The following is a 24,037-nucleotide window of genomic DNA, read 5'->3' as shown; positions in this document are numbered from 1 at the left end:
GTTCAGAGACTACGCGCCCGCAGCAATGCCGGGATCTCCTCCGGGGAGACCGGCTTGGAGAAGCGGAAGCCTTGCGCCTCCTCGCAATGGGCCTGGCGCAGGAAATCCATCTGGGCGTCGGTTTCGACGCCTTCGGCGAGTACCGAAAGCTTCAGCGTCTGCGCCAGCGAAATGACCGCCGAGGCGATGGCGACGGCGGTCTTGTCGCCCGGCAGAGCCTCGACCAGCGAGCGGTCCATCTTCAGGCGGTCGAAAGGGAAGGTCTTCAGCGCCGCAAGGCTGGAATAACCGGAGCCGAAATCGTCGATCGACAGGCGCACGCCCAGCCCCCGCAGCGTTTCCATCATGGCAAGCGCGCGTTCGGCATTCTGCATCACCACGCTTTCGGTAACTTCAAGCTCCAGCCAGCGGGACTGCAGGCGGTGGCGCTCCAGCGCCTCGGCGACGTGGGTTGCGAAATCCGGATCGGCGAACTGCTTGGCCGAGACGTTGACGGCGATCGTCAGAGGCGGCAGGCCCATGTCTTGCCAAAGACTCGCCTGGCGGCAGGCCTCGTTCAGCACCCAGAGGCCGAGGGGGACGATGAGGCCGGTCTCTTCGGCGAGCGGAATGAAATTAACCGGCGGCACCCTGCCCTTTGCCGGATGGTTCCAGCGCACCAGCGCCTCGAGCCCGGTGATGCGGCCGGTGGCGACATCGACCTGCGGCTGGTATTGCAGGAACAACTGCTGGCCAGTGATCGCCTGGTGCAGCTCCTCCTGCTCGCCGAGCGGCATTCCCACAGGCGTGCTGCCGCCATCGTGATGCTGCAATGTGTTGCGGCCGAGTTCCTTGGCGCGGTACATGGCGCGGTCGGCATTGGCGAGGAGCTCTTCCGAGGTCGCGCCATCGAAGGGGAAGGCCGCAACGCCGATGCTCGAGGTGACGGTGATTTCGCCGTCCGCGCCGCGGATCGGCCGGTTGATCGCCTTCTGCAGATCGCGAAGGCGGCGCGTGATGCCGGCATCGTGGCTCGACTGGTGGACGAGCACGACGAGGAATTCGTCGCCGCCGAGACGCACCACCATATCGGACGCCCTGACGCTGTTGGCCATGCGGGCGGCGATCTCTTTCAGCACCTCGTCGCCGGCGGCGTGGCCGCGGCCGTCGTTGATGTCCTTGAAATTGTCGAGATCGATATAGGCGACGGTCACCTTTCGGTTGTTGCGCCGGGCCTGGTCGAGGATGCTCGCCAGCCGTTCCTTGAGGAAGGCGCGGTTCGGCAGGCCCGTCAGATCGTCATGATGGGCCATGAAATGGATGCGGTCATCGACGCGCTTGCGCTCGATGGCGATGCCGGCGATATGGGTGGCGAGCGCCACCAGCGTCATCTCGTGCTCGGTGGGACGGCGGACTTCCCGGGAATAGAGCGCAAACGTGCCGAGCATATTGTTCTGCGAGGTGGCGATCGGCGTCGACCAGCAGGAGCGGAAGCCGAACGGGGCGATCATCGCGCGGAAATCCTCCCAGAGCGGATCGATCGTCACGTCCTCGACGATCACCGTCTGGCCGCGCCACACCGCGGTGCCGCAGGAGCCGACCTTGGGACCGATCGTGACACCATCGATCAGGCGGCTGTAGCCGCCGGGCAGATTGGGGGACGCGCCGTGATAGAGCCTGGTGCCCTCGCCGTCGAGCAGCAGCACCGATCCGTCAATCCCATCCAGCTGCGCCTCGATCATCAGCACGAGCGCCTCGAGGATCATCGGCAACGGCTCGTTGCGGGCAATCATTTCGAGCAGGCTCGCCTGGCCGCGATGCAGATCCTCCTGGCGCTTGCGTTCGGTGATATCACGGGAAACACCGATCAGGCCGATGATTTCGCCGCGATCGTTGCGCAGCGGTATCTTCGAGGTCAGCCGGCATATCGGTCTTCTGCTGCCGGGAAGGACGTAGGATTCCTCCATGTCGATGCGGGCTTCACCCGTCGCCATGATCTGCTGTTCGATATCGAAATGGCGGCACGCCGTCTCGAAATCGAACAGGTCGAAATCGCGCTTGCCGGTGATCAGCGCGGCGCTCTGCAGGCCGAGGCTGCTGGCGGTGACGGCATTGGCAAAAACGAAGCGGCTGTCACGATCCTTGACGTAGAGAAAATCCGGAAGTTCGTGAACGATTTCCTTGAGGCGCAGATTCTCGATGCCCTCGGAAAGGTGGTGGGCGGTCGATGCCATCATTGCCTCCGTCGCGGCGACGATACGCCGCGTTTCGGCCGTCAGGGCATCGGCTGATTCCCATCGCCCGGCACTCGGTTTGTGCATGCCGCCATTCTCCCCGCCGGCCGAAGGCCGTATCCCGCACCCGTCATCGTAGAAATTCCCTTAAAAGTAGTCCTCATTTCCTTCGGCTTGCTTAAATGAAAGGGTGAACAAGACGACAATATAAGCGGCGATATCCTGCCGTCGGCCTCGGCCATAACGGCAATTTCGCCCGCCGTTGCCAAGCTTGTCCCAAAAGAATACTGCGCGCTTGGCACATTTCCTGCTACGGGCGCGTTATGACAAGTGATCCCCGGATGCCTTCACGCCGCGACATGCTTCTATTCCTCGCTGCCTCGGCCGTTGCGGGAGGGGCATCGCGCACGCTTGCCTCGCCGCTGACGGCGGCCGCTCAGCCCGATCTGCGCGGGGCGATCGACGCGGTGGAATATCGCGCCATTCCCGAAAGCGGCAACCGCAAGACCCGCAACCTGCAGCAGATGATCGAACAGGCGGCACGCGAGAACCTGCCGGTCTTCCTGCCGCCCGGCACCTATCGGGTCTCCAATCTCAATTTGCCGGACAATACGCGTATCACCGGCGTTCCCGGCGCCTCGCGGATCGTCTATACCGGCGAAGGCCACCTGTTTGCGGCCGAGAACGTGCGGCGGATCGAGCTTTCCAATCTCGTCATCGACGGCGGCAACCGCTGGCTCGGCGACTATGCCGGCGGACTTTTACAATTTACCGGCGTGGACGAGGTGCTGATCGACAATTGCCAGATCGGCGGCAGCCGCAAGCACGGGCTGCAACTGGAGCGCTGCGGCGGGCGGATCGAGCGCAGCCGTATTTCAGGGGCTGTCCAATCCGGGCTTTACGCGGTGGATTCCACCACCCTCTCGGTCACCGGCAACACGGTCTCGGATTGCGGCAATGGCGGCATCCTGGTGCACCGCTGGAAGAAGGCGGAGGACGGCACTGTCGTCTCCGGCAACCGCATCTCCAATATCCGCGCCAATGACGGCGGCACCGGGCAAAACGGCAACGGCATCAACATCTTCCGCGCCGACGGCGTGATGGTGGTGAACAACCAGATCTCCGATTGCGCCTTTACAGCGATCCGCGCCAATTCTGCCTCGAACATCCAGATCAGCAGCAATCAGTGCCGGCGTTCCGGCGAGACGGCAATCTACGTCGAATTCGCATTCGAGGGCGCCGTCGTTTCCGCCAATATGATCGACGGGGCGGCAAACGGCATCTCGATCGCCAATTTCGACGAGGGCGGCCGGCTGGCGAGCGTCACCGGCAACGTCGTGCGCAACCTGACGCTAAAAGGCCCCTATCAACACGAGGTCGGTTTCGGCATCGGCATCGCGGCGGAGGCCGATACGCTGATTTCAGGCAATGTGATCGAGGGCGCGCCGCGCTGGGGCCTGCAGATCGGCTGGGGTCCTTATCTGCGCAACGTCGTTGTGACAGGCAATGTGGTGCGCAAGGCGCCTGTGGGATGCGCGGTCTCGGTCGCCGATGGCGCAGGAACCGCCGTCATCACCGACAACATCTTCCAGGAGACCGCCGAAGGGGCGGTTTTAGGATTCCAATGGGAGAAGAAGGTCTCCGGCGAGATGGCGGGCGGCGGCACGCCCTATGCGCAGCTCACCGTCGAGCGGAACCGCGTCTCCTGAGGAGCACGTCGTCATCCACGGTCAATTTCCATCGGTTATCGCGCCTGATAGGTGCCGGTGACGGTCGCTTCCTCCAATGTGTGTTTCTTTGCCTCTGCCCACATCACGCCTATGCCGGCGGCATCGGGAATCGAAAGTGTCGGCACGTCGAGAGCAGCGAGGCGGAAGATATAGCGATGCGGGGGATCGCCGGGCGGCGGTTGCGGGCCGTCATAACGGGCGTGGCCGAAATCATTCTGATAGAATCGCGGCGCATGCTCCGGCGCCGTATCGGCACTTTCGTCAAGAGCAGTCCACTCAGCCGGGATGTTGGCGATCCCGCAATGGCGGAACGTGCCATGAGGGGCGTCCGGATCCTCGACCACCAGAGCGAAGCTCCTGGTTTTGTCAGGAGCTTCGCTCCAGGCCAGCGGCGGGAAGAGGTTCTCGCCCGTTCGCGCATATTTCGCAGGAATCGGCTGGTCTTGGGCAAAAGCTTTGCTGATCAATGTCAAAGCCATGACGTTCTCCTTCCCTCTCAGGGGCGACCGCTTCCCTTTTTATGCCCGCTTTCCTGATTGCGGCCGCGCACAATGCTCCGATCCTCGTTTCCGGAATCGGTGCCGGTCTTCAGATCGCTTCCTTTTCGATAAGCTTCTTTCGCCTGTTCATTGCGGTGCAGATCCGCCGCCGCGTCGAAGGCCTCGTCGGCATTGGCGGTTTTCTCGCGTTTTTCGATGATGCGAAGCTGCTGTTCATGCGTCTTCTTCCCCGTCATGACATTCTCCTTTTGTTGCAGGTGTATGTTTTGGGGTGCGGTTGATCGCTGTGGACACCTTGGGGGTTCCAATCTCCGAGTCGAACCCGCTGGCGTTGCCATTGTTCCTTCGAAACGGCAGCAATTGTGCTTCGATCTTTGCGGGCGGGGAAGTGCATCCGAACTGAGCCCTGGTCGGTCCAAGCACTCGCATCAAAAGCTTTCATCATCCCATTAGCGGCAGGGACTTTTCGCAACCCGATCCAGCATTTACGCTCTCCTGGACAAATATCGAGGGGATATCCATCATGCTGACAGTCTACGGGGTCTATCGCTCGCGCGCTTCGCGTGTCTACTGGATGGCCGAGGAGCTTGGGCTCGAATTCCGGTCGGTGCCAGTGCTGCAGGCAAGGCGGCTCGCAGATCCGCTGGCGCCGGAGGCGGCGCTTAACACGCACTCGCCTGACTTCGCTGCCGTCAATCCGATGGCGCAGATTCCCAGCATCAGGGACGGCGAGTTCGTTATGCACGAGTCGCTCGCCATCAACCTCTACCTCGCGCGCAAATATGGCGGACCGCTTGGCGGGCAAACCGTCGAAGAAGACGGATTGCTGACAATGTGGACGGTCTGGGCGGCGTCGCAGGTCGAACCGCAGACGGTGAAGATCGTGCTCACTTACGATGACGGGCTCGAAAACAGCGAAGACGGCAAGCAGACGATCGCCGTCGCCTGTCGCCTGCTGCGCAGGCCGCTGGCGGCTCTCGAAAGCCACCTTCACGGCCGGCAATGGATCGTCGGCGACCGCTTCACCGTCGCCGATCTCAACATCGCCGAGGTGCTGCGCTACGCCCAGAGCGAAGAGGCCCTGTTCGACGCGCATCCGAATATCAAAGCCTGGATCGAGCGCTGCCAGTCCCGCCCGGCCTACAAGGCGATGCAAGCAACGCGTGCCAAGGAGCCGGTCGAGGTTTGAAAACTACGTGAAAAGCGCCAGCGTGCCGGCCATTTCCTCACGGATCCAGGCCTTGAAATCCTTGACCTTCTTCGGCTCGCGCGTGCCTTCGGCGGTGACGAAATAGTGACCGAAGCCGGTGCGGGCGCGAATGCCGAATGGGGCGACGAGCCGGCCCTCGACGAGCGCGAAGCCGGCAAGGGTCTGCCAGGCCAGCATGACGCCCTGGCCGGCGATCGCCGCATCGAGGCAGAGCGAGGCATCGTTGAAGACGTGGCGGGTCGAAAGGGTGGCGCCGGATAGTCCGGCCTCGCGCATCCAGACCTCCCAGGTAAACATGGCGCGGCCATCGATGATGGCAGGCAGTGCGAGGATATCGGCGGGCTCCTTCAATGTCGCCGCCATCTCGGGGGAACAGACGGGAAAGACCTCCTGCTCCAACAGCAGCTCGGCCTTCACGTCAGGCCACTTGCCGCTGCCGACGCGGATGCCGATATCGACGTCGCAAAGCGCCGGATTGACGAGATTGGTGGTCGCATCCAGCCGCAGCTTGATGTCGGGATGACGCTCGGCGAAGCGATCGAGCCGGCAGACGAGCCAGCGTGCGGCGAAAACCGGCGCTACCGAGATCGTCAGGATCGTATCGTCCTTGCGGCTGGCGATCGACACCGCCGCCGAAAGACGGGCAAAACCCTCGTCGAGCGCCAGAAGAACCGGCCGGCCGGCTTCAGTGGCGATCATTCCCCTGGCGGTGCGCTCGAAGATCACCTGACCGAGCTGGGCTTCGGCCTTGATCACCTGCTGGCTGACGGCGCCGACCGAGACGCCGAGCTCGTCGGCGGCGGCCTGCAGCGAGCCGAGACGGCCGACGGCTTCCAGCGCCCGCAGGCCGTTGAGATGGACCATATTCAGGTTCTTCATATAGTTTTTCTATACCGCCTCAGCGTTATTCTCAATTGAAAATCTGCCTGGCGGGGCCGACATTGCAAGCATAGGCAATCTAGAGCGTTGGCCGGTAGGATGGCTCGGAGGCCGAGCGCCGATGGGCGATCACCGCGCCACGGAAGAAAGCGAGGCAGGCCATGTCGTTGCTGAAGTTCTTCTTGAGGCCCGTCCTTCATCTGGGCAATGCGGAAATTGCCGATGCCCCAGCCTGGAAGGACGATCCGTTGCGGCATCCCGAGGTCGAGCGCATGTCGATGCGCGAAATCGCCGATCTGCCGCTCGGGATGCCGGTTGGCTTTCAAGCGGAGGCCAAGCCGCCGCTGGCGAAATGCGCATGAAAATATGATAGCTTCGCCCTGGCAGAAAGGGTGGAACCATGGCCTGTCATGTCGATGCGATCTTCGAACGCCTGAAGCGGCTGGCGGCGGAAGCCGGGCTGCCTGATGTCGAGGAGAGCACCTCCTACGGCAATCCGGCGCTGAAGGTCGGCGGCAAGGGCTTCGTCGCGGTGAAGAATGCAGAGACGATCGTGATCTCGATTTCGCTCGACGACAAGGATCACCTGCTGGAGATGGCGCCCGACGTCTATTTTCAAACCGATCATTATGTCGGCTGGCCGCATCTGCCGGTGCGCGCCGCCGTGATCGGCGACGAGGAATTGCGGCTGCGGCTGATCGGCGCCTGGCTGTTCCGGGCGCCGAAAAAACTTGCCGCCGGATTTAAGGATCAGGCCCGGTCGTAGGCCAGCGCCCGCTGGACGGCGGGACGCTGCAGCATGCGGGCGTGATGGTCGCTCGCCTTTTCGAACCGGGCGGGATCGACGCCGTCCGACGGCAGCCAGTCGGTCATGACGAAGAGGTAGGGATCGGCGAGCGAATAGGCCTCGCCCATCACCCATGGGCCTTCGAACATCGTCTGCTCGATCAGCGTAAAACAATCGGCCATATTCTCAGGCACCTTGGCCTTCATCGCCTCGATTGCCGCCGGCTCGTCGGCCCAGCGCGAGCCGCGCGGGCGATGGGCATGGTTCACATGCACGGTCGAGCAGATATAGCTGTTGAAGGACTGGAGCCTGGCAAATTCGAAGGCATCGTCAAGCGGCGCCAGCTTGGCGGCCGGCGCGCTCTGGGCGATATAAGTCAGGATCGCCGGCGTTTCCGTCAGCACGCCGCGCTCGGTGACAAGTGCCGGCACACGGCCTTTCGGGTTGATCTGCAGATAATCCGGCGAGCGCTGCTCGCCGTCGCGGAGACTAATCTTCCTGACAACGAAGGCCAGGCCGGATTCTTCCAGGGCAATAAGGCTTGCGAGCGCGCAGCTTCCCGGCGCGTAGTAGAGTGTCAGCATTGGTTTCGACTCCCTTTCGGCAAGGGTTATAGCGCAGCGGTGCGCGCGTCGGAACTGGTGAGATTGGGTTTTGACGTCCATCGGGACAAGTGAGGTGCGTTGAGCGCGAGCGAAGGGCAATGAATGGTGTGCCGTGCAGCCCCTCAACCGCCTGCCGGCACCTTCTCCCCGCTGGGGAGAAGAGATTCGTGGCAGCGCCTCACTTCCAAGCGTCTGTTGAAACGAGGGCAATCGGCTTGCTCCCTCTTCTCCCCAGCGGGGAGAAGGTGGCCCGAAGGGTCGGTTGAGGGGGTGAGCGGCAAAGCCGCGAATGGCCTGAGCGCAAGCGAAGGGCAATGTAGAGGCGCGCGGGTGAGCAATCCGCTCAGCCGCAGCCCGGCACATCCTCCAGCCTGTGCCAGACCGGGATGCCGCGTTCCCGGGCGATGCGGACGTCGTTGTCCGCTCCCTTGGAATCGCCGGGCAGGCGCAGCACGCCCTCGCAGAGCTGCAGCAGCCGGCCGGCGACCGGGTGGAAGATCTCTTCGTAGAGCGCGTCGCCGACCGACCGGCCGCCGGCGGCGTGCCAGATCGGCAGGGCCACCCATTCGCCGATCATCGGCACATGGCCGGCCTCAAACAGCGCGTGCGAAGGCGCTTCCAGCCGCTTCAGGTTGGCGGCCATCTTTTCCGGGTCGTCGCCCGTTCCGGACCGATAAGGCCCGGCAATCAAAATCAACATGATCCACTCCTTCGCTCCGCTTTATGCGTGAGCACTTTCCCGGCCTCATGCACGGGATTTCATGAAAATGCACGATATTTCTTGAATGTCGAGTCATTTCGTGCAATATCGGGCTATTATGTTTAATTTCGTGCAGAGATCCGATGCTGACAACGCAACGCAAGACCCTCATTCTCGACATCCTGCGCCATGACGGCCAGGTGATCGCCAAGCGCGTCGCCGAGGATTTCGCGCTTTCGGAGGACACGATCCGCCGCGACCTCAGGGAAATGGCGGCGGAGGGGCTGCTGAAACGGGTGCATGGCGGGGCAATGCCGCTGGCGCCTGACTTGCCTGATTTCACCGCGCGGCGCGGCGTCTCGTCGCAGATCAAGGCGCGGCTTGGCGCGGCGGCGGCGGCGATGGTGAAGCCCGGACAGATGATCTTCCTCGACGGCGGCACGACGACGGCGGAGATCGCCAGGCACTTGCCGCACGACATGCCGCTGACGGTTGCAACCCACAGCCCGACGATCGCCGCCGAACTCGAACACCATCCGACGGCCGAGGTGATCCTCACCGGCGGACGGCTCTACAAACATTCGATGGTGGCAACGGGAGCGGCAGCGGCGGCAGCGATCTCGCAGCTTCGCCCCGACCTCTTCTTCCTCGGGGTGACTGCAGCGCATCCGGTGCACGGGCTTTCCACCGGCGATTTCGAGGAAGCGGCGATCAAGCGGCATATCGCCCGCTGCTCGGCTGAAACGCATGTGCTGCTGACCGAAGAGAAATTCGACCTCGTCTCGCCCTGCCCGGTGCTTGGCATTTCCGAGGTGGCGGGGCTGATCGTGCCCGTGGAGATGACGGCGGAAAAGCTGAAACCCTATCGCGATCTCAACGGCGCAATCGCCGCAGCATGATGGTGCTGCGAGAGGGCTGTGGTGCTGCAGCATGCGGCAGGAGGCTTGCGGCAAGGGCCGCGATGAAGGCCGCCAGCACGGCATAGGCCGGCGCCATGCTGCCGGTTCCAAGGGTGAGCACAGTCTGCAGATAGGGTTGCGCCAGCGCGATGATGACGGAAAGTGCCGGCATGTCGAGCAGGGTCCCGGCGATCCGCGACAGTTCCGGCATAAAGGCCGCACCGGCAAGCGCGCCGTAGACCGCCGTCAGGCGGAGTGTGAGGCGCAACGGCACGGAGGCTGCAAGCGGCAGCCTGTCGCCATCCTCGACGGCAATCACGAGATAGGCTGCGAAAGCCGCCAGAAACAGCAAGGCGACGGGCAGTGCCGCCAGGGTAGCGGGTTGCGTCAGAGCCGCCGCATCCGCCGCCAGGAAGAGCAGGATCGGCGTGGAGGCGACGAACCAGACAGCGGCGACCGGTCCCCAGAACCAGATGAGCGAGAGAGCGTGAAGACGGAGCAGTGTCGCCATGAAGAGCATGCCGATCGCAGCCCAGATGCAGGCGGGTTTCAACATGCCCGATATCAGCCGGAGAACCGGCTCGCAGGCGCCGGCCATATCGCCGCAGCCGGACAGCTGGATCGTGAGCCAGGTGATATAATCGAGGCTCAGCGCGGCGAACATGAAGATGCCGATCCCCATCAGCATCCACCAGAGATAGCGGCCTGCAAACATGCCCTGCCCTCACGGCTTCCAGGACTGTGCTCACGTCGCCGCGAAAGGGTGCATCCGCGATCGCAGGACGTACTCCTTTATATTAGGCAATTCTTATTTTTCTAATAACTTATATATGAAAGCTCGCACTCACCCGGCCAAGGCGGAGGTGACCCTGATATCGCCGACATGGATACCGTTCCAATTGCGCATCGGCGTTGCGGCATAGGCCATCAGGGCCGCGTGCACCTCATCTCCCGTCTCGAAGAAACGGGCGAGTGTCGCGGCCACCATGGCTTCGGCGGCGCGGGTCATGCCATCCTCGCATTTGAGCGCGATGGCGATGCCCTTTTCCGGAATCGCGGCACAGAAGACGCCCTCAGCACCTGTCTTGACGAAGATGCGGCCTGGGGCGATCTGCATCAGCTTGGTGCAGGCGCGGCCCGAACCCGCGACATAGAAAGGTTCGGCGATGCAAGCCTCGATCACCCTGCGGGATGCCTTGGCGCGCAAAGGTTCCAGGCCGATGCCGGTCGCCATCTTGGCGAAACCGTGGGCAAGGCTCCTGAGCGGCACGGCATAGGTCGGAATCGAGCAGCCATCCGTGCCGCAGCTTTCCGCGCCGAGCACGGCGCCGGTCAGGCTTTCCATCGCCGCGCGGATCTCGACCTGCAGCGGGTGCTGATAGCCGACATAGCCCGTCGGATCGATGTCCTGATGGCAGCAGGCGCAGATGAAGCCGGCATGTTTTCCCGAGCAATTGTTGTGCAGCGCGGTTGGCGCATCGAGCGTGCGGGCCTGATGGATCAGGACTTTCTGGTTCATCGACCAATGGGCACCGCATTCCAGCATTTCAATATCGCGGCCGGCGCGCGACAGCATAGAGGCGGCAAGCGCCACATGCTCGTCCTCGCCATTATGCGAGGCGCAGGCCAGCGCCAATTCCTTGTCGCCGAAGCCATAGGCATCGGCCGCACCGCTCTCGACCAGCGGCAGCGCCTGCATCGCCTTGCAGGACGAGCGCGGGAAGACCGCAGCTTCGATGTCGCCCAGCGAGAAGACAAGCTTGCCATCGCCATCGACCACAGCCACCGCGCCGCGATGGCGACTTTCGACGAGCAGGCCGCGGGTGACTTCGACGGTGACGGGATTGGTCATGAGCTTTTGTCCGGATGCTGGCGGGATGAGGCAGCCATAACGCGTCACGCGGGGAAAGCCAACGGGGTTGACGTGACGTCGGGGCTCGGGCGGCTGCGCGGGTGCCTGGTGATAGTGCACCGGCTCTATCGGTGGCTGGGCGTCACCGCATATTCCGTCATCCTCGGCCTTGAGCCGAGGATCCATGCCCGCTGCCGGTGGAGGCCGGCGTAGATCCTCGGGTCAAGCCCGAGGAAGACGGAGGGTGGGGTGAGCCTCTGGAGCAAGTACAGCCAAGTCGACCGAATTGCGCCTCCTGCGGGTCGCGCCGCAACCTCCGCCATCCCAGGCCTTGAGTTTGGACCCATCGGGACGCTATCGTGCAGTCGGGTTCACATCCCAAAGGGATTGTTGCAAGCAGGCCTGTCTATGACCGAATCCATATTGTTGGCATTTTTGACGATTGTCTCTTTGGGTCTGGCGTCTTGGCTGGCACGCCGGCCGGCAAAGGCGAGCGTTGGAATAATCCTCGGAACACTTCTGGGGCTAGCGCTGATCGTCAGCACGTCAGCTCTGGTCGGATTTTTGGGAAAGGTGCTTCCCTTCGGGCAAATCGACTTCTGGCTGTCTAATTTGGTCGCGACATTCTGAGCTAGGCGCTCAGCCCGCTGTGGGGTCGGATCGCGATCACATCGTCCAAATATTCATCACATAAATTGACCGAGGCGATCGAAAACTATCGTTTCTCTGATGGGTCCGATGCGACTAAGAGTGGTGCATCAGGAACCGCTCCCCATGCCATCCACCTTTTCCTTGATCCTTCGTGACAACAGGATCCGCATCCCAACCGTGACCCTCGTCGCGCTCGCCTTCACCTATGCGTCGACCGCGCCCTATCAGTCGATCATCGGGATCAACGAACTGGGCTTGAGCAACGGCGCCTATTCGGCGCTGGTGTTTTTCTCGGCGATCGTCAACGTTACCACGAGCCTGACGTTCGGCATCTGGTCGGACAGGCTGAAGGAGCGCCGGCCGCTGGTGCTAGGGCTTTCCGTCGCCGGCATGCTCGGCTTCGGGTCGATCGCGCTCATTCATTGCCCCGCGGTCTTCATCTTCTCCACGCTGTTGCTGGTGCCGATGAGCAATTCCACCTATTCGCTGCTGTTCGCCAGCCTGCGCGCCAGGACCAACCAGATGGACCGCGGCCAGGGGGCGGCGATCACCGCAATGGTGCGGGCGCTCTTTTCCGGCTCGTGGGCGCTGGCGCCGGGGTTGATCGGCCTCTATCTCGTCAGTTCGCCGTCGATGACACCTGCCTATGGGATCGCGGCATTGGCAAGCTGCACCTGCTTCTGCCTGTATTTCTTCTTCGCACCCGGAAATGGCTCCGGCGGCCCTGCCCCCGATCCAGTCGGCTTCTTTGCTTCGCTGAAACGGATTTTCGTGCCGCATGTGCTGTCGCGGGTCATCGTCATGGCGATGCTGTTCGGGCTGCAGCGGCTGAACGCCATGCTCCTGCCGCTGATCATCACCCATGCGGCCGGCGGCACCGTGGTCGATGTCGGCTTCATTGCCGGCTTGACCGCCTTGCTCGAGATGCCGTTCATGATGATGTGGGGCTTTGCGCAGCGCCGCTTCCGAAGCGCACATGTGCTCGCCTTCGGCGCGCTGATCTATTGCGTCTATCTGCTGCTGCTCGGTTTTGCTTCCGCACCCTGGCACGTCTACGCACTCCTCCTCTTCAATGCCTGCGGGGCGGCAGCGATCCTCAGCGTGCCAATCACCTATCTGCAGGACCTGATCGCAGACCGGCCGGGGCTCGGAACCTCGCTGATCTCGCTGAACACGTTCATTGGGGTTGGCGTCAGCGCCGGCCTCTTCGCCTTCGGCACCGCGATCACCGATTATTCCGGCACCGCCTTCGTCGGCGCGGCCGCGGGTCTCGCATCGATCGGAGTGCTGCTCTATCTCGAAAGCGGCAGGCGGCAGGCGCGGCAGCCCGCGTGAAGTGCGACGATCTACAGACGTCAACCGGGCGTGATGCGATAGGCGCAGCGGCGGGCGCCGGCGAGGATGTGTTCGCTGCGTTCGACCTTAGCACTGAGGACCGCGCGGAAGGTTTCGAGTTCGGAGCGGCAGAAGCCGGCGCAGGCGGTGGCGGCGGCGCAGATCGGGCAGTGATTTTCCACCAGCATGAAGGAGCCGTCCGCTTGCTGCCAGCAATCGGCCATATAACCCTCCCGGGTGCGGATGCCGGCAAGGGCCTCGACGCGCGCGGCAAGATCATGCGCCGGGCTGAGCTCCTCCCGATAGCGCTTCAGCGTCGCGGTCTCGCGGGCGGAAATGACGGTGTCGAGGGCTGCGGGGCCGAGCTGTTCGACGAGCGTGCCGAGGAGATTTGCCGTCAGCTCGGCGTGGCCGTCAGGGAACTGGCGGTTGCCGCTCACTGTGAGATGCCAGAGCTGACGCGGCCGGCCGCGGCCCGCGCCGGCAACGGCGACCGGTTCCACCAGCCCCTCCTCCGCCATCTTCGAAAGCTGTTGGCGGGCGGCCTCGCCCGATATGCCGAGCGCGTCGCCGATCGCGGCGGCGAGCTGCGGGCCGTCGGTCTTTATCAGGATCAGGATCCGGTTGGCTGGGGACTGGCGCATATTTTCCAAGTCAAGTCTTGTTTTAATCAAGGCGGCATGTAATTTTCCAATTTATAACTTGGAATATAAACCTTCGCCAGTAAAAATCTCGGGGTCCTCCCATGTCGAATATCGACCAGACTGCAGCCATCCCCAGCGCCAGCTCCGTCTTCCGCCTCTTCCTGCCCGAGCACCTGCCGGCAACCTTGATGCTGGCGGGCGGCGTGACGCTTTATGCGGTGGAGAGTTACATCATGGCGACGATCGCGCCTTCGATCGTGCGCGATATCGGTGGCCTTGCGCTTTTTTCCTGGGTCACCAGCCTGTTCGTCGCCGCCGCCGTGCTCGGCTCGATCTTCGTCGCCATGCGGCCGCGCGGCATCGGGCTTCGATCCGTCTATGTGATCGCAGCACTGGTCTTCGGCGCCGGCAGCCTGATTGCCGCAGCCGCACCGTCGATGCCGGTGGTGCTGATCGGACGCGCAGTGCAAGGTCTCGGAACCGGCGCACTTGCCGCACTCGGCTATGCCTTCATTCGCTTCGTTTATCCCGAGCCGCTGTGGCCGAAGGCCTCGACGCTCTATGCGGCAATCTGGGGGGTCTCGACCGTCATCGGGCCGACACTCGGCAGCTTCTTTTCTGCGGGCCACGCCTGGCGCTATGCTTTCGTCGTGCTCGTGCCGCTCGGCCTGCTGATGGCGTTCCTGGCGCCGCGGCTGTTGCCCGACGTCGATGACGACCGCGAGCAGGCAAAAACCCCGGTTGCGCAGATCGGGCTGCTGCTTGCCGCCGTGCTGATGGTGAGTGCGGCCGGCGCGATCGAGGCGACAGCCACGAAGGTCGCGCTGATCGCGGCTTCGGTCGTCGCTGTCGCCGGCATGCTCTTCATCGAGGGCCGAAGCCCGAACCGGCTGCTGCCCTCCGGCGCCGTCAGCCTTTCCCAACCGATTTCACGGGTCTACCTGGCGATGCTCGCCATGACCGTCGTTCTCGTCAGCGACATCTTCATTCCCTATTTCCTGCAAACCTTGCATGGGGTGCCGGCGATCGTCTCGGGTTATCTCGTAGCGCTCGTCGCCCTCGGCTGGACCTTCGCGGCCTTCCTCAACGGCTCGTGGGCCGGCGGCCGAGCCTATTGGGCAATCGTCATTGGCGCCCTCATCGAGGCGGCGGCGACTGCTTGCCTCGCCGTCTTCCTCGCCAAGGACAATCCCGAGGGGCATATGCTCCTCATCGTGCCGGCGGCGATCGGCATGTTCATGATGGGCTTCGGTATCGGTCTCGGCTGGGCGCATCTGGTCGCCATGGTTTTGAGGCTCGTCGCCGACAACGAGAAGGACAAGGCTTCTGCCGCGATCCCGACAATGAGTTCGCTCGGCGGGGCGTTCGGGGCCGCCTTTGCCGGCGTCATCGCCAATGGCGCCGGCCTCGTTCATCCCGGCGGCATATCAGGCGCGCTGTCGGCGGCGCACTGGCTCTATCTGCTGATGGCGCTGCCCGGTGTTCTCGCCGTCGGCATCTCGCTAACGCTAGAGCGCCGCGCGTCCGACGGGACGCGCTAAGGACGCTCTATCTCTTTGTTTTGGCGGAATTCCCGGCAAAAGCGCTTCGCGCTTTGCCTGGCAAAACCGCTGCACACTTTTGCTGGAATTGCTCTAGCCGACGCGCAGCATGACCTTGCCGACATGGCTGCCCTCTTCCAGCAGCCGGTGGGCTTCGACGACCTCTTCGAAGGCAAAGAGCTTGTGGATGACCGGGGCGACGGTGCCGGCTTCCAGCAGCGGCCAGACCTCGGAGAGCAGGTCGTCGCGGATGGCGCGTTTTTCTTCCGCCGTGCGCGGCCGCATGGTGGAGCCGGTGACCGTCAGGCGCTTGACCATGATCGGCGAGAGATTGACCTTTTCGGTGACAGCGCCGCCGAGGAAGGCGATGATCGACAGGCAGCCATCCCTTGCCAGCGAGGCGATGTTGCGCTCGAAATAGGAGGCGCCGATCATATCGAGGATGATATCGACGCCATGGCCGGTCTCGGCCTTGATCACCTCGGCGAAATCCTCGGTCCTGTAGTTGATCGCGCGCTTGGCGCCGAGCCTCTCGCAGGCCTCGCATTTCTCCTTCGAGCCCGCCGTCGCGTAGACCTCGGCGCCGAAGGCGCGGGCGAGCTGGATCGCCGTCGTGCCGATGCCGCTTGAACCGCCATGGATCAGCACCGTCTCGCCTTCCGTCAACCCGGCCATCTGGAAGAGATTGGCCCAGACGGTGAAGAAGGTCTCAGGCAAAGCTGCCGCCTTCACCGCGTCATAGCCCTTGGGAAAGGGCAGGATCTGGCCTGCCGGCAGCAGGCAATATTCGGCGTAGGCGCCACCATTGGCGAGGCCGCAGACTTTGTCGCCGACGGCATGGCCGCTGACGCCCGAGCCGACGGCAACGATTTCGCCCGACAATTCCAGGCCGAGGATCGGGCTCGCATCCTTAGGCGGGGGATAGCTGCCCAGGCGCTGGGCTATATCGGGGCGGTTGACACCGATCGCCTCGGCGCGCACCAGGACCTCTCCGTCGCCGGGCACAGGAAGCGGACGCCTGCCAATCGCCATCACCTCCGGTCCGCCGAAGGACGGCAGATCGACGAAACGCATATCCTGAGGCAAAGGCATGACCGGCTCCTCCCTAATCGAAAGCAACCGGAATAAATCAGCCCCGCAGGCTTGGGAAGGCACGATGTGGCAAAGGCGTCAATTCGCCTCGCCCAGCAAATGGAAGACGAGACCTTCCTCGCTGTCCTTGGCGGCCGACTTGATGATGGCGATTTCGGCGCTGACGCGGTTGATATCGTCGACGACGAGGCCTTGTGGCAGTTCGATGACGCCGATCGAGCAGCGCATCAGCGGGAACAAAGCTTCGGCGCCGGTGCGGTCGTGACCGAGGATACGGCCGGCGGCACGGTCTTCATCGGAATAGAAATCCCGCACATCGTCATGAAAATCGCTGATCAACCGGTCGAGGATTTCCGTCAGCTCTTCCTTGTTCCAGCCGACGACGCCGATGAAAAAATCGTCGCCGCCGACATGGCCGAGGAAATGCCGCTCGGCGAAGAAATAGCGGCGCATCAGCGCGGCAAACAGCGAGATCGCGTGGTCGCCGAGATGGAAGCCATAGGCATCGTTGAACGGCTTGAAATTGTCGAAGTCGCAATAGCAGAAGTGGCGGAGCTCATCGCCGTCGCGGCCGGACTGGCGCATGAAATCGCGAATGGCGCGATTGCCCGGCAGGCCGGTCAGCGGGTTCTGGTCCTGCGCGGTCTTCAGCTGTTTCTCGTTGATGACCTTGATCAGCGAGGCGGCGGAGACGACGCCGGCATAGCGCATATTGTCGGTCAGGATCAGGCAGTTGCTGCCTTCCATATTGGCGAAGATCACCATCAACTGCTCGGCGTCGCTGTCGAGGCCGACGATCGGCGCCATCTCGACGAAATGCGAGATGCTGCGCTCATACATCTTGTTCTTTAAGAGATCGCGGCCGAAGGGCTGGTAGATATATTCCTTGAGATGATGCTCGTGAATGATGCCACGCGGCTCGTCGTTGGCGTTGAGGACGGGAAAGTAGGCCTGGCGCGGATTGCGGCGGAAGAGTTCGAAGACGCTGTCGATGCTGTCGTTCTCGTAGACCGTCGGCAGCAGCTCGATCTGCTTGCGGATGAGGATTTCGTCGAGCGACTGGCTGCCCCGCTTGCTCTTGCCGAGCTCCTGCAGATGCGGAAAGGACGGCGCCAGCTCCGATATATGCGTCGTCGGGCGGGAGATGAACCAGCCCTGGACGAGGTCGACGCCATATTCGCGGCAGGCGATGAATTCGGCCTCGGTCTCGATGCCTTCGGCGATGACGCGCGTGCCGAGCACATGGGCGATGTTGACGATGCTCTTCAACAGATGGCGCTTGCGCGGGCTGCGATCGATCTCGGCGACGAAATGGCGGTCGATTTTGAGATAATCGACGGCATAATCGCAGAGCAGCTTCATCTCGCCGTGACCGACGCCGAAATCGTCGATCGCCAGCTTGAAACCGGCCTTGCGCAGCCTGGAAACCAGGCCGGAAAATTCCGGCACGCTGGTATTATCGAAACGTTCGGAGAATTCGAAGCAGACGGAGGATGGCGGAATATTGGCCTTGCGCAAGTGTTGCAGCAGGGTCTCGACCAGGCTTTCGCCATGTGGAATGAGCCGCACATCAAGATTGAGGAACAGCGTCGAGGTGGAGAAATTCGACAGCGTCGCGAATTTGGCAAGGGCGCGGCTCGCGACCATCTGTTCGAGCTGCAGCAGCTGGCCGGCCTGGTGAGCCTCGTCGAGGATGTCGACCGGCGTCTCGTAGCCGATGCGATCCTGGCCGCGCATCAGGGATTCGTAGCCGAAAACCGTGCCGGTGCCGGCCTCGACGATCGGCTGGAAGGCATTCTCGACCACAAGCTTGGCAAGGGTTACGATCTGATCGCTGGCGTAGCGGCGCAGGACATCCGGCGCGACGGTGGCAGCCAAGGACACCCCAGTCTTCACGTGGCCGGTCTTCATTGGGGTTGATCTCCACTGTGACTTGTTCTTTTTCGCCAGGAACATGCCGCAGAAGGATCAATGAAGTCTTTCGCCAATGTGAAAGTTTTATGAAACGCGCAAGGGTGTCCCACGCGCTCCGCGTTTATTCAATTTTTCCAATGCAATCAAATGCTTGTTCAGGCCGAGCGACGGCGCTCCGCCTCGTGATCGGCGAACATGTCGGCGACGCATCTGCCGCCGGATGGAGTGCCGTCGTCAAGAATATCGTCCCGGAACTCATTGAGCTTGCGGGTGCTATCCCAAAGACGGAGCGCCTCGCGGACGACCTCGCTGCTCGAGGCATAACCGCCATTATCGACGGCGGCGCGGATGCCCGCTGCCTGTTGCGGAGAGATGGAAACGGTGACCATCGGCATGAACTTCCTCCCTTTTCTGATCAGGCAGAACCCTGCCTCTGGGGGACGCATGACCATTTTCAGCATTCTCGGCGATCTCGCCGGTGCCTTGGTGCATTCGCACATCGGACCATCCGTGTGCTGGGATTGGCCCGTAACCCCTTAAGTCTAATCCCCTGTCATAGTCTTGTCAAAAAAGAACGGGCCTTGTCAAAAAAGAACGGTCAGCGGCATCAGTTTCAACTGCGGATGCCAAGACCGAAGGCAATCATCGTCGAACCCTGGACGATAAGATCGGCGGCCAGGAACAGGCCAAGTATCCACAAGCTATTCACCGGCCAGCCGAGCGCGATGACGAAACCCGCAAGGGCGGTGATGACGCCGCTTGCGACGATCCAGCGCCAGCCCTTGGTGGGCTTCATGCGCATGCCGACCCAGGTGCGGAAGACGCCGGCGACGACGAGTGCCAGCGACAGAAACAGCGTCAGCGCCGCCGAAGTCAGGATCGGATTGACGAAGGCGCAGATGCCGGCAAGCACATAAAGCAGGCCACTCAGTATCCAGAACAGCACGTGATCCCAGCCGCGCACCTGGAAGGCATGGACGAGATAGATCACGCCGCCGAACAGCATGAGCATGCCGACATAATAGACCGAGACGACGGTGGCGAGCATCAGATTGCCGAGCGCGATCAGACCGCAGACGAGCAGCAGCACGCCGAGGCCGGCAAACCAGATCCATTTCGACTGCAGCGAAGATGTCGGCGTTCCCTCGAAGACATCGGCCATGACGCACCTCCTGACAGGTTCGAATATGCTGCAGCAATTCGGGAGGGAAAGATCTGCGTTCGAGCAAATCGGTAAAGATTTTTATTGATTGATCAGTCAATCAAAAATAACCTGCCGCTGACTTCAAAGGAGTGGTCTGTTGCCGAAGGTCGGAATGGAGCCGGTGCGCCGCAAGGCGCTTGTCGATGCGGCGCTGCGGGTGATCGGCGATCACGGCTCGCTTGCCGTCACCATGTCCGACATCGCCCGGCAGGCGGGCGTGTCGCCGGCCCTGGCGCATCACTATTTCGGCAGCAAGGAGCAATTGCTGATCGAAACGATCCGCTCGCTTCTCCGACAGTTGCGCAGCGATACGGTGGCGGCACTCAAGGCCGCCAGGACGCCGCGCGCCCGGCTTTCGGCCGTCATCCGCGTCAGCTTCCACGCCGATCAGTTCGCGCCGGAGACGATTGCCGCCTGGCTTGCCTTTTACGCCGAAGCGCAGCGCTCGGAAGAGACGCGGCGCTTCCTGGTGATCTATGCGCGGCGGCTGCGCTCCAATCTGCTGGCCAATCTGAGAGTGCTGTTGCCAGATGACGCCGTAGAACGCATCGCCGAAGGCGCTGCGGCGATGATCGACGGGCTGTATATCAGGCAAAGTCTGAAATCCGCGCCGATCGGCATTGAAGCCTCGATCGCGCTGACGGAAGATTATCTGACGACGCAGTTGCGAGGATTTGGACGATGATCATATCCGCTCCCTCATTCCTGTGCTTGTCACAGGAATCCAGTGCGCCCAAGTCCTTGGGCACGAGAGGGAATATTTTCCAAAATAAAGAGTCATTCACCGCGCGGACGCGCGGTGGCGGGATTCCTGTGACGAGCACAGGAATGAGGGCGTTTTCATTATGCCGTGGCCGACAAAACGAAGGACAAATGACATGAAAGCCCAGCCGAAAGCCTCGCACTTCATCGACGGCGAATATGTCGAGGATACCGACGGCACCGTCATCGAGAGCCTCTATCCCGCGACCGGCGAGGTGATCGCCCGGCTGCATGCCGCAACGCCTGCGATCGTCGAGCGGGCGATCGCAGCCGCCAAACGCGCCCAGCCGGAATGGGCGGCGATGAGCCCGATGGCGCGTGGGCGCATCCTGAAACGGGCGGCCGACATCATGCGCGAGAGAAACCGGGCGCTGTCCGAACTCGAGACTCTCGATACCGGCAAGCCAATCCAGGAGACTGTTGTCGCCGACCCGACCTCGGGTGCCGATGCCTTCGAGTTCTTCGGCGGTATCGCGCCGGCCGGCCTCAACGGTTCGCAGATCCCGCTCGGCCAGGATTTTGCCTATACCAAGCGGGTGCCGCTCGGCGTCTGCGTCGGCATCGGCGCCTGGAACTATCCGCAGCAGATCGCCTGCTGGAAAGCTGCGCCGGCGCTTGTCTGCGGCAATGCCATGGTGTTCAAACCGTCCGAGAACACGCCGCTCGGGGCGCTGAAGATCGCCGAGATCCTGCATGAGGCAGGACTGCCGAAGGGGCTCTTCAATGTGATCCAGGGCGACCGCGACACCGGGCCGCTGCTCGTCAACCATGCCGATGTCGCCAAGGTGTCGCTGACCGGCTCGGTGCCGACGGGGCGCAGGGCGGCGGCGGCGGCGGCCGGCAACCTCAAGCACGTGACGATGGAACTCGGCGGCAAGTCGCCGCTGATCATCTTTGACGATGCCGATCTCGATTCGGCGGTCGGCGGCGCCATGCTCGGCAATTTCTATTCGACCGGCCAGGTCTGCTCGAACGGCACACGCGTCTTCGTGCAGAAGGCGATCAAGGACGAATTCCTCAAGCGGCTGAAGATGCGCACCGAGGCGATGCTGATCGGCGATCCGATGGACGAGGCGACGCAGGTCGGGCCTATGGTCTCCTGGGCGCAGCGCGAGAAGGTGATCTCCTACATCGAGAAGGGCAAGACCGAGGGCGCGACGCTGATTGCCGGCGGCGGCATTCCGAACAACGTCTCCGGCGAAGGCTATTACGTGCAGCCGACGGTGTTTGCCGATGTCACCGACGACATGACCATCGCCCGCGAGGAGATCTTCGGGCCTGTCATGTGCGTGCTCGATTTCGACGCCGAGGACGAGGTGATCGCGCGCGCCAATGCCAGCGAATTCGGCCTTTCCGGCGGCGTCTTCACCGCCGACCTCACCCGCGCCCACCGCGTCGTCGACCGGCTGGAAGCGGGCACGCTGTGGATCAACACCTATAATCTCTGCCCGGTGGAAATCCCCTTCGGCGGCTCGAAACAATCCGGCTTCGGCCGCGAGAATTCGCTGGCCGCGCTGGAGCATTATTCCGAACTGAAGACGGTCTACGTGGGCATGGGACCGGTGGTGGCGCCTTATTGAATTGAAAACATCTGCCCTTGCCCTTGCCTTTGCCTTTGCCCCTCACCCTAACCCTCTCCCCGCATGCGGGGAGAGGGGACGTGCCAAACGCAGCGTCGAGGTTGGAAAGGCGGTGCGGCATATCCCCTTCGCCCCGTTTACGGGGAGAAGTGCCGGCAGGCGGATGAGGGGCAGGCTCTGGGAAAAACAAGACGCAGCCGGATGATGGCAGCTCGAGGGAACAAGACTATGCAAGCAGATTTCGTCATCATCGGCTCCGGCTCGGCCGGCTCCGCCCTCGCCTACCGCTTGTCGGAAGACGGCAAGAACAGCGTCATCGTCGTCGAGGCGGGCGGCAGCGATTTTGGGCCGTTCATCCAGATGCCGGCCGCGCTTGCCTGGCCGATGAGCATGAAGCGATATAACTGGGGTTATCTGTCCGAGCCGGAGGCGAACCTCAACAACCGGCGTATCACCGCGCCGCGCGGCAAGGTGATCGGCGGCTCCTCCTCAATCAACGGCATGGTCTATGTGCGCGGCCATGCCGAGGACTTCAACCGCTGGGAGGAGCTCGGCGCCAGCGGCTGGGCCTATGCCGACGTGCTTCCCTATTACAAGCGGATGGAACATTCGCATGGCGGCGAGGAAGGTTGGCGCGGCACCGATGGGCCGCTGCATGTCCAGCGCGGCGGTTTCACCAATCCGCTCTTCAAAGCCTTCGTCGAGGCCGGAAAACAGGCGGGTTTCGAGACGACGGAAGATTATAACGGCAGCAAGCAGGAAGGCTTCGGGCTGATGGAGCAGACGATCTTCGGCGGCCGCCGCTGGTCTGCTGCCAATGCCTATCTGAGACCGGCGCTGAAGCGGCAGAATGTCGGGATCATCTATGGCTTCGCCCGCAAGATCGTGATCGAGGGCGGACGGGCGACCGGCGTCGAGATCGAGCGCAACGGCAGAATAGAGATGGTGAAGGCGAACCGCGAGGTGATCGTCTCGGCCTCCTCCTTCAACTCGCCGAAGCTCTTGATGCTGTCGGGCATCGGTCCGGGCCAACATCTGCAGGACATGGGCATTGCGGTCAAGGCAGACCGGCCGGGTGTCGGCGCCAACCTGCAGGACCATATGGAATTCTACTTCCAGCAGGTCAGCACCAAGCCGGTGTCGCTCTATTCCTGGCTGCCGTGGTTCTGGCAGGGGGTGGCGGGCGCGCAATGGCTGCTCTCGCGCGGCGGGCTCGGCGCCTCCAACCAGTTCGAAGCCTGCGCCTTCCTGCGCTCGGCGCCGGGGCTGAAGCAGCCTGACATCCAGTATCATTTCCTGCCCGTGGCGATCAGCTATGACGGCAAGGCGGCGGCGAAAAGCCACGGCTTCCAGGTTCATGTCGGCTATAACCTGTCGAAATCGCGCGGCAGCGTGAGCTTGCGCTCGGCCGACCCCAAGGCCGATCCGGTGCTGCGCTTCAACTATATGAGCCATCCGGAGGATTGGGAGAAATTCCGCCACTGCGTGCGCCTCACCCGCGAGATCTTCGGCCAGAGCGCCTTCAACGACTATCGCGGGCCGGAGATCCAGCCGGGGGAAAGCGTGCAAAGCGACGAGGAGATCGACGCCTTCCTGCGCGAACATCTGGAAAGCGCCTATCACCCTTGTGGCACCTGCCGGATGGGCGCCAAGGACGATCCGATGGCGGTGGTCGATCCGCAAACGCGGGTGATCGGCATCGATGGCCTGCGCGTCGCCGACAGCTCGATCTTCCCTCACGTCACCTATGGCAACCTGAACGGACCATCGATCATGACCGGCGAGAAGGCGGCCGACCATATTCTCGGCAAACAGCCGCTGGCACGCTCGAACCAGGAGCCATGGGTCAACCCACGCGCGGCCGTCAGCGATCGATAAGAAGCGAGCCGTCCGACGTTACTTTGTCCGTCTATGTAGGTGACCGAAAGACTTCGTGATT

The 24,037-nt window shown here is 62.6% G+C and carries 24 protein-coding genes; 11 read left to right on the top strand and 13 right to left on the bottom strand.

Annotated features, from left to right (window positions below; translation table 11 throughout):
- Positions 1-2: 2 nt before the first annotated feature.
- A complete protein-coding gene (locus BA011_RS02195) occupies positions 3-2,300 on the bottom strand; it encodes an EAL domain-containing protein (protein WP_065279284.1) in 2,298 nt (765 codons plus the stop codon).
- A gap of 254 nt (positions 2,301-2,554) precedes the next feature.
- On the opposite strand from BA011_RS02195, the gene BA011_RS02190 reads away from it, so the two are divergent.
- Complete coding sequence (locus BA011_RS02190) at positions 2,555-3,922, top strand: TIGR03808 family TAT-translocated repetitive protein (RefSeq protein ID WP_065279283.1); 1,368 nt, start codon at positions 2,555-2,557, stop codon at positions 3,920-3,922.
- Positions 3,923-3,957: 35 nt separating this feature from the next.
- On the opposite strand, the gene BA011_RS02185 is transcribed toward BA011_RS02190, so the two are convergent.
- Together BA011_RS02185 and BA011_RS02180 are read right to left on the bottom strand one after the other, a co-directional pair.
- Positions 3,958-4,422, bottom strand: a complete 465-nt coding sequence (locus tag BA011_RS02185; protein WP_065279282.1) for a YbhB/YbcL family Raf kinase inhibitor-like protein — start codon at positions 4,420-4,422, stop codon at positions 3,958-3,960.
- Between the two features lie 17 nt (positions 4,423-4,439).
- Positions 4,440-4,679 carry a hypothetical protein gene (locus tag BA011_RS02180; protein WP_065279281.1) on the bottom strand — a complete coding sequence of 80 codons (240 nt, stop codon included), beginning with the start codon at positions 4,677-4,679 and terminating at the stop codon, positions 4,440-4,442.
- Positions 4,680-4,966: 287 nt separating this feature from the next.
- Here BA011_RS02180 and BA011_RS02175 point away from each other — a divergent pair, with 287 nt between their 5' ends.
- Positions 4,967-5,632, top strand: a complete 666-nt coding sequence (locus BA011_RS02175) for a glutathione S-transferase family protein (RefSeq protein ID WP_065279280.1) — start codon at positions 4,967-4,969, stop codon at positions 5,630-5,632.
- Positions 5,633-5,635: 3 nt separating this feature from the next.
- Here BA011_RS02175 and BA011_RS02170 read toward each other — a convergent pair whose 3' ends face one another.
- Positions 5,636-6,532 (bottom strand): LysR substrate-binding domain-containing protein, encoded by an 897-nt coding sequence (locus BA011_RS02170; protein WP_065279279.1) that lies wholly within the window; start codon positions 6,530-6,532, stop codon positions 5,636-5,638.
- 161 nt (positions 6,533-6,693) lie between these two features.
- Between BA011_RS02170 and BA011_RS02165 the strand changes: the two genes are divergently transcribed.
- Both BA011_RS02165 and BA011_RS02160 read left to right on the top strand, forming a co-directional pair.
- Positions 6,694-6,894, top strand: coding sequence for a hypothetical protein (locus tag BA011_RS02165; protein WP_065279278.1), 201 nt, complete (start codon positions 6,694-6,696; stop codon positions 6,892-6,894).
- A gap of 38 nt (positions 6,895-6,932) precedes the next feature.
- The gene (locus BA011_RS02160; protein ID WP_065279277.1) at positions 6,933-7,298 is read left to right on the top strand and encodes an MmcQ/YjbR family DNA-binding protein; all 366 of its coding nucleotides are present in this window, start codon (positions 6,933-6,935) and stop codon (positions 7,296-7,298) included.
- On the opposite strand, the gene BA011_RS02155 is transcribed toward BA011_RS02160, so the two are convergent.
- Positions 7,283-7,903 carry a glutathione S-transferase family protein gene (locus tag BA011_RS02155; protein ID WP_065279276.1) on the bottom strand — a complete coding sequence of 207 codons (621 nt, stop codon included), beginning with the start codon at positions 7,901-7,903 and terminating at the stop codon, positions 7,283-7,285. The genes BA011_RS02160 and BA011_RS02155 overlap by 16 nt on opposite strands.
- A gap of 364 nt (positions 7,904-8,267) precedes the next feature.
- Positions 8,268-8,624 (bottom strand): hypothetical protein, encoded by a 357-nt coding sequence (locus BA011_RS02150; RefSeq protein ID WP_003546432.1) that lies wholly within the window; start codon positions 8,622-8,624, stop codon positions 8,268-8,270.
- Between the two features lie 143 nt (positions 8,625-8,767).
- Here BA011_RS02150 and BA011_RS02145 point away from each other — a divergent pair, with 143 nt between their 5' ends.
- Positions 8,768-9,523, top strand: a complete 756-nt coding sequence (locus BA011_RS02145) for a DeoR/GlpR family DNA-binding transcription regulator (RefSeq protein WP_065279275.1) — start codon at positions 8,768-8,770, stop codon at positions 9,521-9,523.
- Here the strand turns inward: BA011_RS02145 and BA011_RS02140 are convergent.
- Positions 9,498-10,238, bottom strand: coding sequence for a hypothetical protein (locus BA011_RS02140; RefSeq protein WP_065279274.1), 741 nt, complete (start codon positions 10,236-10,238; stop codon positions 9,498-9,500). The two genes, BA011_RS02145 and BA011_RS02140, sit on opposite strands and share 26 nt — an antisense overlap.
- A 129-nt stretch (positions 10,239-10,367) precedes the next feature.
- Positions 10,368-11,375, bottom strand: a complete 1,008-nt coding sequence (locus BA011_RS02135) for an asparaginase (protein WP_065282378.1) — start codon at positions 11,373-11,375, stop codon at positions 10,368-10,370.
- Between the two features lie 408 nt (positions 11,376-11,783).
- Between BA011_RS02135 and BA011_RS02130 the strand changes: the two genes are divergently transcribed.
- Together BA011_RS02130 and BA011_RS02125 are read left to right on the top strand one after the other, a co-directional pair.
- Positions 11,784-12,005: a hypothetical protein gene (locus tag BA011_RS02130; protein WP_237352554.1), complete on the top strand. Its 222-nt coding sequence runs from the start codon at positions 11,784-11,786 to the stop codon at positions 12,003-12,005.
- 144 nt (positions 12,006-12,149) lie between these two features.
- Entirely contained in the window at positions 12,150-13,361 is a 1,212-nt protein-coding gene (locus tag BA011_RS02125; RefSeq protein ID WP_065279273.1) for an MFS transporter, read from the top strand.
- A 20-nt stretch (positions 13,362-13,381) separates the two neighbouring features.
- On the opposite strand, the gene BA011_RS02120 is transcribed toward BA011_RS02125, so the two are convergent.
- Positions 13,382-14,005, bottom strand: coding sequence for a helix-turn-helix transcriptional regulator (locus BA011_RS02120; protein ID WP_065282376.1), 624 nt, complete (start codon positions 14,003-14,005; stop codon positions 13,382-13,384).
- A gap of 101 nt (positions 14,006-14,106) precedes the next feature.
- Between BA011_RS02120 and BA011_RS02115 the strand changes: the two genes are divergently transcribed.
- Complete coding sequence (locus BA011_RS02115) at positions 14,107-15,546, top strand: MFS transporter (protein ID WP_065279272.1); 1,440 nt, start codon at positions 14,107-14,109, stop codon at positions 15,544-15,546.
- A gap of 93 nt (positions 15,547-15,639) precedes the next feature.
- Here BA011_RS02115 and BA011_RS02110 read toward each other — a convergent pair whose 3' ends face one another.
- The 4 genes from BA011_RS02110 to BA011_RS02095 form a co-directional block, all read right to left on the bottom strand.
- A complete protein-coding gene (locus BA011_RS02110; protein WP_065279271.1) occupies positions 15,640-16,638 on the bottom strand; it encodes an NAD(P)H-quinone oxidoreductase in 999 nt (332 codons plus the stop codon).
- A 78-nt stretch (positions 16,639-16,716) separates the two neighbouring features.
- Entirely contained in the window at positions 16,717-18,594 is a 1,878-nt protein-coding gene (locus tag BA011_RS02105; RefSeq protein ID WP_065279270.1) for a GGDEF domain-containing protein, read from the bottom strand.
- A gap of 113 nt (positions 18,595-18,707) precedes the next feature.
- Positions 18,708-18,947: a ribbon-helix-helix domain-containing protein gene (locus BA011_RS02100; protein ID WP_017959525.1), complete on the bottom strand. Its 240-nt coding sequence runs from the start codon at positions 18,945-18,947 to the stop codon at positions 18,708-18,710.
- A gap of 218 nt (positions 18,948-19,165) precedes the next feature.
- Positions 19,166-19,714, bottom strand: coding sequence for an HdeD family acid-resistance protein (locus tag BA011_RS02095; protein WP_065279269.1), 549 nt, complete (start codon positions 19,712-19,714; stop codon positions 19,166-19,168).
- 139 nt (positions 19,715-19,853) lie between these two features.
- Between BA011_RS02095 and betI the strand changes: the two genes are divergently transcribed.
- The 3 genes from betI (at position 19,854) to betA (ending at position 23,976) form a co-directional block, all read left to right on the top strand.
- The gene (gene betI, locus BA011_RS02090) at positions 19,854-20,441 is read left to right on the top strand and encodes a transcriptional regulator BetI (RefSeq protein ID WP_065279268.1); all 588 of its coding nucleotides are present in this window, start codon (positions 19,854-19,856) and stop codon (positions 20,439-20,441) included.
- A gap of 193 nt (positions 20,442-20,634) precedes the next feature.
- Positions 20,635-22,098 (top strand): betaine-aldehyde dehydrogenase, encoded by a 1,464-nt coding sequence (gene betB / locus BA011_RS02085; RefSeq protein WP_065279267.1) that lies wholly within the window; start codon positions 20,635-20,637, stop codon positions 22,096-22,098.
- 228 nt (positions 22,099-22,326) lie between these two features.
- Positions 22,327-23,976 (top strand): choline dehydrogenase, encoded by a 1,650-nt coding sequence (gene betA / locus BA011_RS02080; RefSeq protein WP_065279266.1) that lies wholly within the window; start codon positions 22,327-22,329, stop codon positions 23,974-23,976.
- The last annotated feature ends 61 nt before the right edge of the window (positions 23,977-24,037 follow it).

Origin of the sequence: Rhizobium leguminosarum (genome assembly GCF_001679785.1) — a bacterium.
Taxonomy (GTDB): domain Bacteria; phylum Pseudomonadota; class Alphaproteobacteria; order Rhizobiales; family Rhizobiaceae; genus Rhizobium; species Rhizobium leguminosarum_R.
The sequence above is the reverse complement of the archived record's forward strand: the minus strand, read 5'-3'. Positions and strand labels throughout refer to the sequence as shown.

Coding starts and splice junctions, on each gene's coding strand:
- BA011_RS02195 (WP_065279284.1), bottom strand. CDS start 2,300: ATGCACAAACCGAGTGCCGGGCGATGGGAATCAGCCGATGCCCTGACG.
- BA011_RS02190 (WP_065279283.1), top strand. CDS start 2,555: ATGCCTTCACGCCGCGACATGCTTCTATTCCTCGCTGCCTCGGCCGTT.
- BA011_RS02185 (WP_065279282.1), bottom strand. CDS start 4,422: ATGGCTTTGACATTGATCAGCAAAGCTTTTGCCCAAGACCAGCCGATT.
- BA011_RS02180 (WP_065279281.1), bottom strand. CDS start 4,679: ATGACGGGGAAGAAGACGCATGAACAGCAGCTTCGCATCATCGAAAAA.
- BA011_RS02175 (WP_065279280.1), top strand. CDS start 4,967: ATGCTGACAGTCTACGGGGTCTATCGCTCGCGCGCTTCGCGTGTCTAC.
- BA011_RS02170 (WP_065279279.1), bottom strand. CDS start 6,532: ATGAAGAACCTGAATATGGTCCATCTCAACGGCCTGCGGGCGCTGGAA.
- BA011_RS02165 (WP_065279278.1), top strand. CDS start 6,694: ATGTCGTTGCTGAAGTTCTTCTTGAGGCCCGTCCTTCATCTGGGCAAT.
- BA011_RS02160 (WP_065279277.1), top strand. CDS start 6,933: ATGGCCTGTCATGTCGATGCGATCTTCGAACGCCTGAAGCGGCTGGCG.
- BA011_RS02155 (WP_065279276.1), bottom strand. CDS start 7,903: ATGCTGACACTCTACTACGCGCCGGGAAGCTGCGCGCTCGCAAGCCTT.
- BA011_RS02150 (WP_003546432.1), bottom strand. CDS start 8,624: ATGTTGATTTTGATTGCCGGGCCTTATCGGTCCGGAACGGGCGACGAC.
- BA011_RS02145 (WP_065279275.1), top strand. CDS start 8,768: ATGCTGACAACGCAACGCAAGACCCTCATTCTCGACATCCTGCGCCAT.
- BA011_RS02140 (WP_065279274.1), bottom strand. CDS start 10,238: ATGTTTGCAGGCCGCTATCTCTGGTGGATGCTGATGGGGATCGGCATC.
- BA011_RS02135 (WP_065282378.1), bottom strand. CDS start 11,375: ATGACCAATCCCGTCACCGTCGAAGTCACCCGCGGCCTGCTCGTCGAA.
- BA011_RS02130 (WP_237352554.1), top strand. CDS start 11,784: ATGACCGAATCCATATTGTTGGCATTTTTGACGATTGTCTCTTTGGGT.
- BA011_RS02125 (WP_065279273.1), top strand. CDS start 12,150: ATGCCATCCACCTTTTCCTTGATCCTTCGTGACAACAGGATCCGCATC.
- BA011_RS02120 (WP_065282376.1), bottom strand. CDS start 14,005: ATGCGCCAGTCCCCAGCCAACCGGATCCTGATCCTGATAAAGACCGAC.
- BA011_RS02115 (WP_065279272.1), top strand. CDS start 14,107: ATGTCGAATATCGACCAGACTGCAGCCATCCCCAGCGCCAGCTCCGTC.
- BA011_RS02110 (WP_065279271.1), bottom strand. CDS start 16,638: ATGCCTTTGCCTCAGGATATGCGTTTCGTCGATCTGCCGTCCTTCGGC.
- BA011_RS02105 (WP_065279270.1), bottom strand. CDS start 18,594: ATGTTCCTGGCGAAAAAGAACAAGTCACAGTGGAGATCAACCCCAATG.
- BA011_RS02100 (WP_017959525.1), bottom strand. CDS start 18,947: ATGCCGATGGTCACCGTTTCCATCTCTCCGCAACAGGCAGCGGGCATC.
- BA011_RS02095 (WP_065279269.1), bottom strand. CDS start 19,714: ATGGCCGATGTCTTCGAGGGAACGCCGACATCTTCGCTGCAGTCGAAA.
- betB (WP_065279267.1), top strand. CDS start 20,635: ATGAAAGCCCAGCCGAAAGCCTCGCACTTCATCGACGGCGAATATGTC.
- betA (WP_065279266.1), top strand. CDS start 22,327: ATGCAAGCAGATTTCGTCATCATCGGCTCCGGCTCGGCCGGCTCCGCC.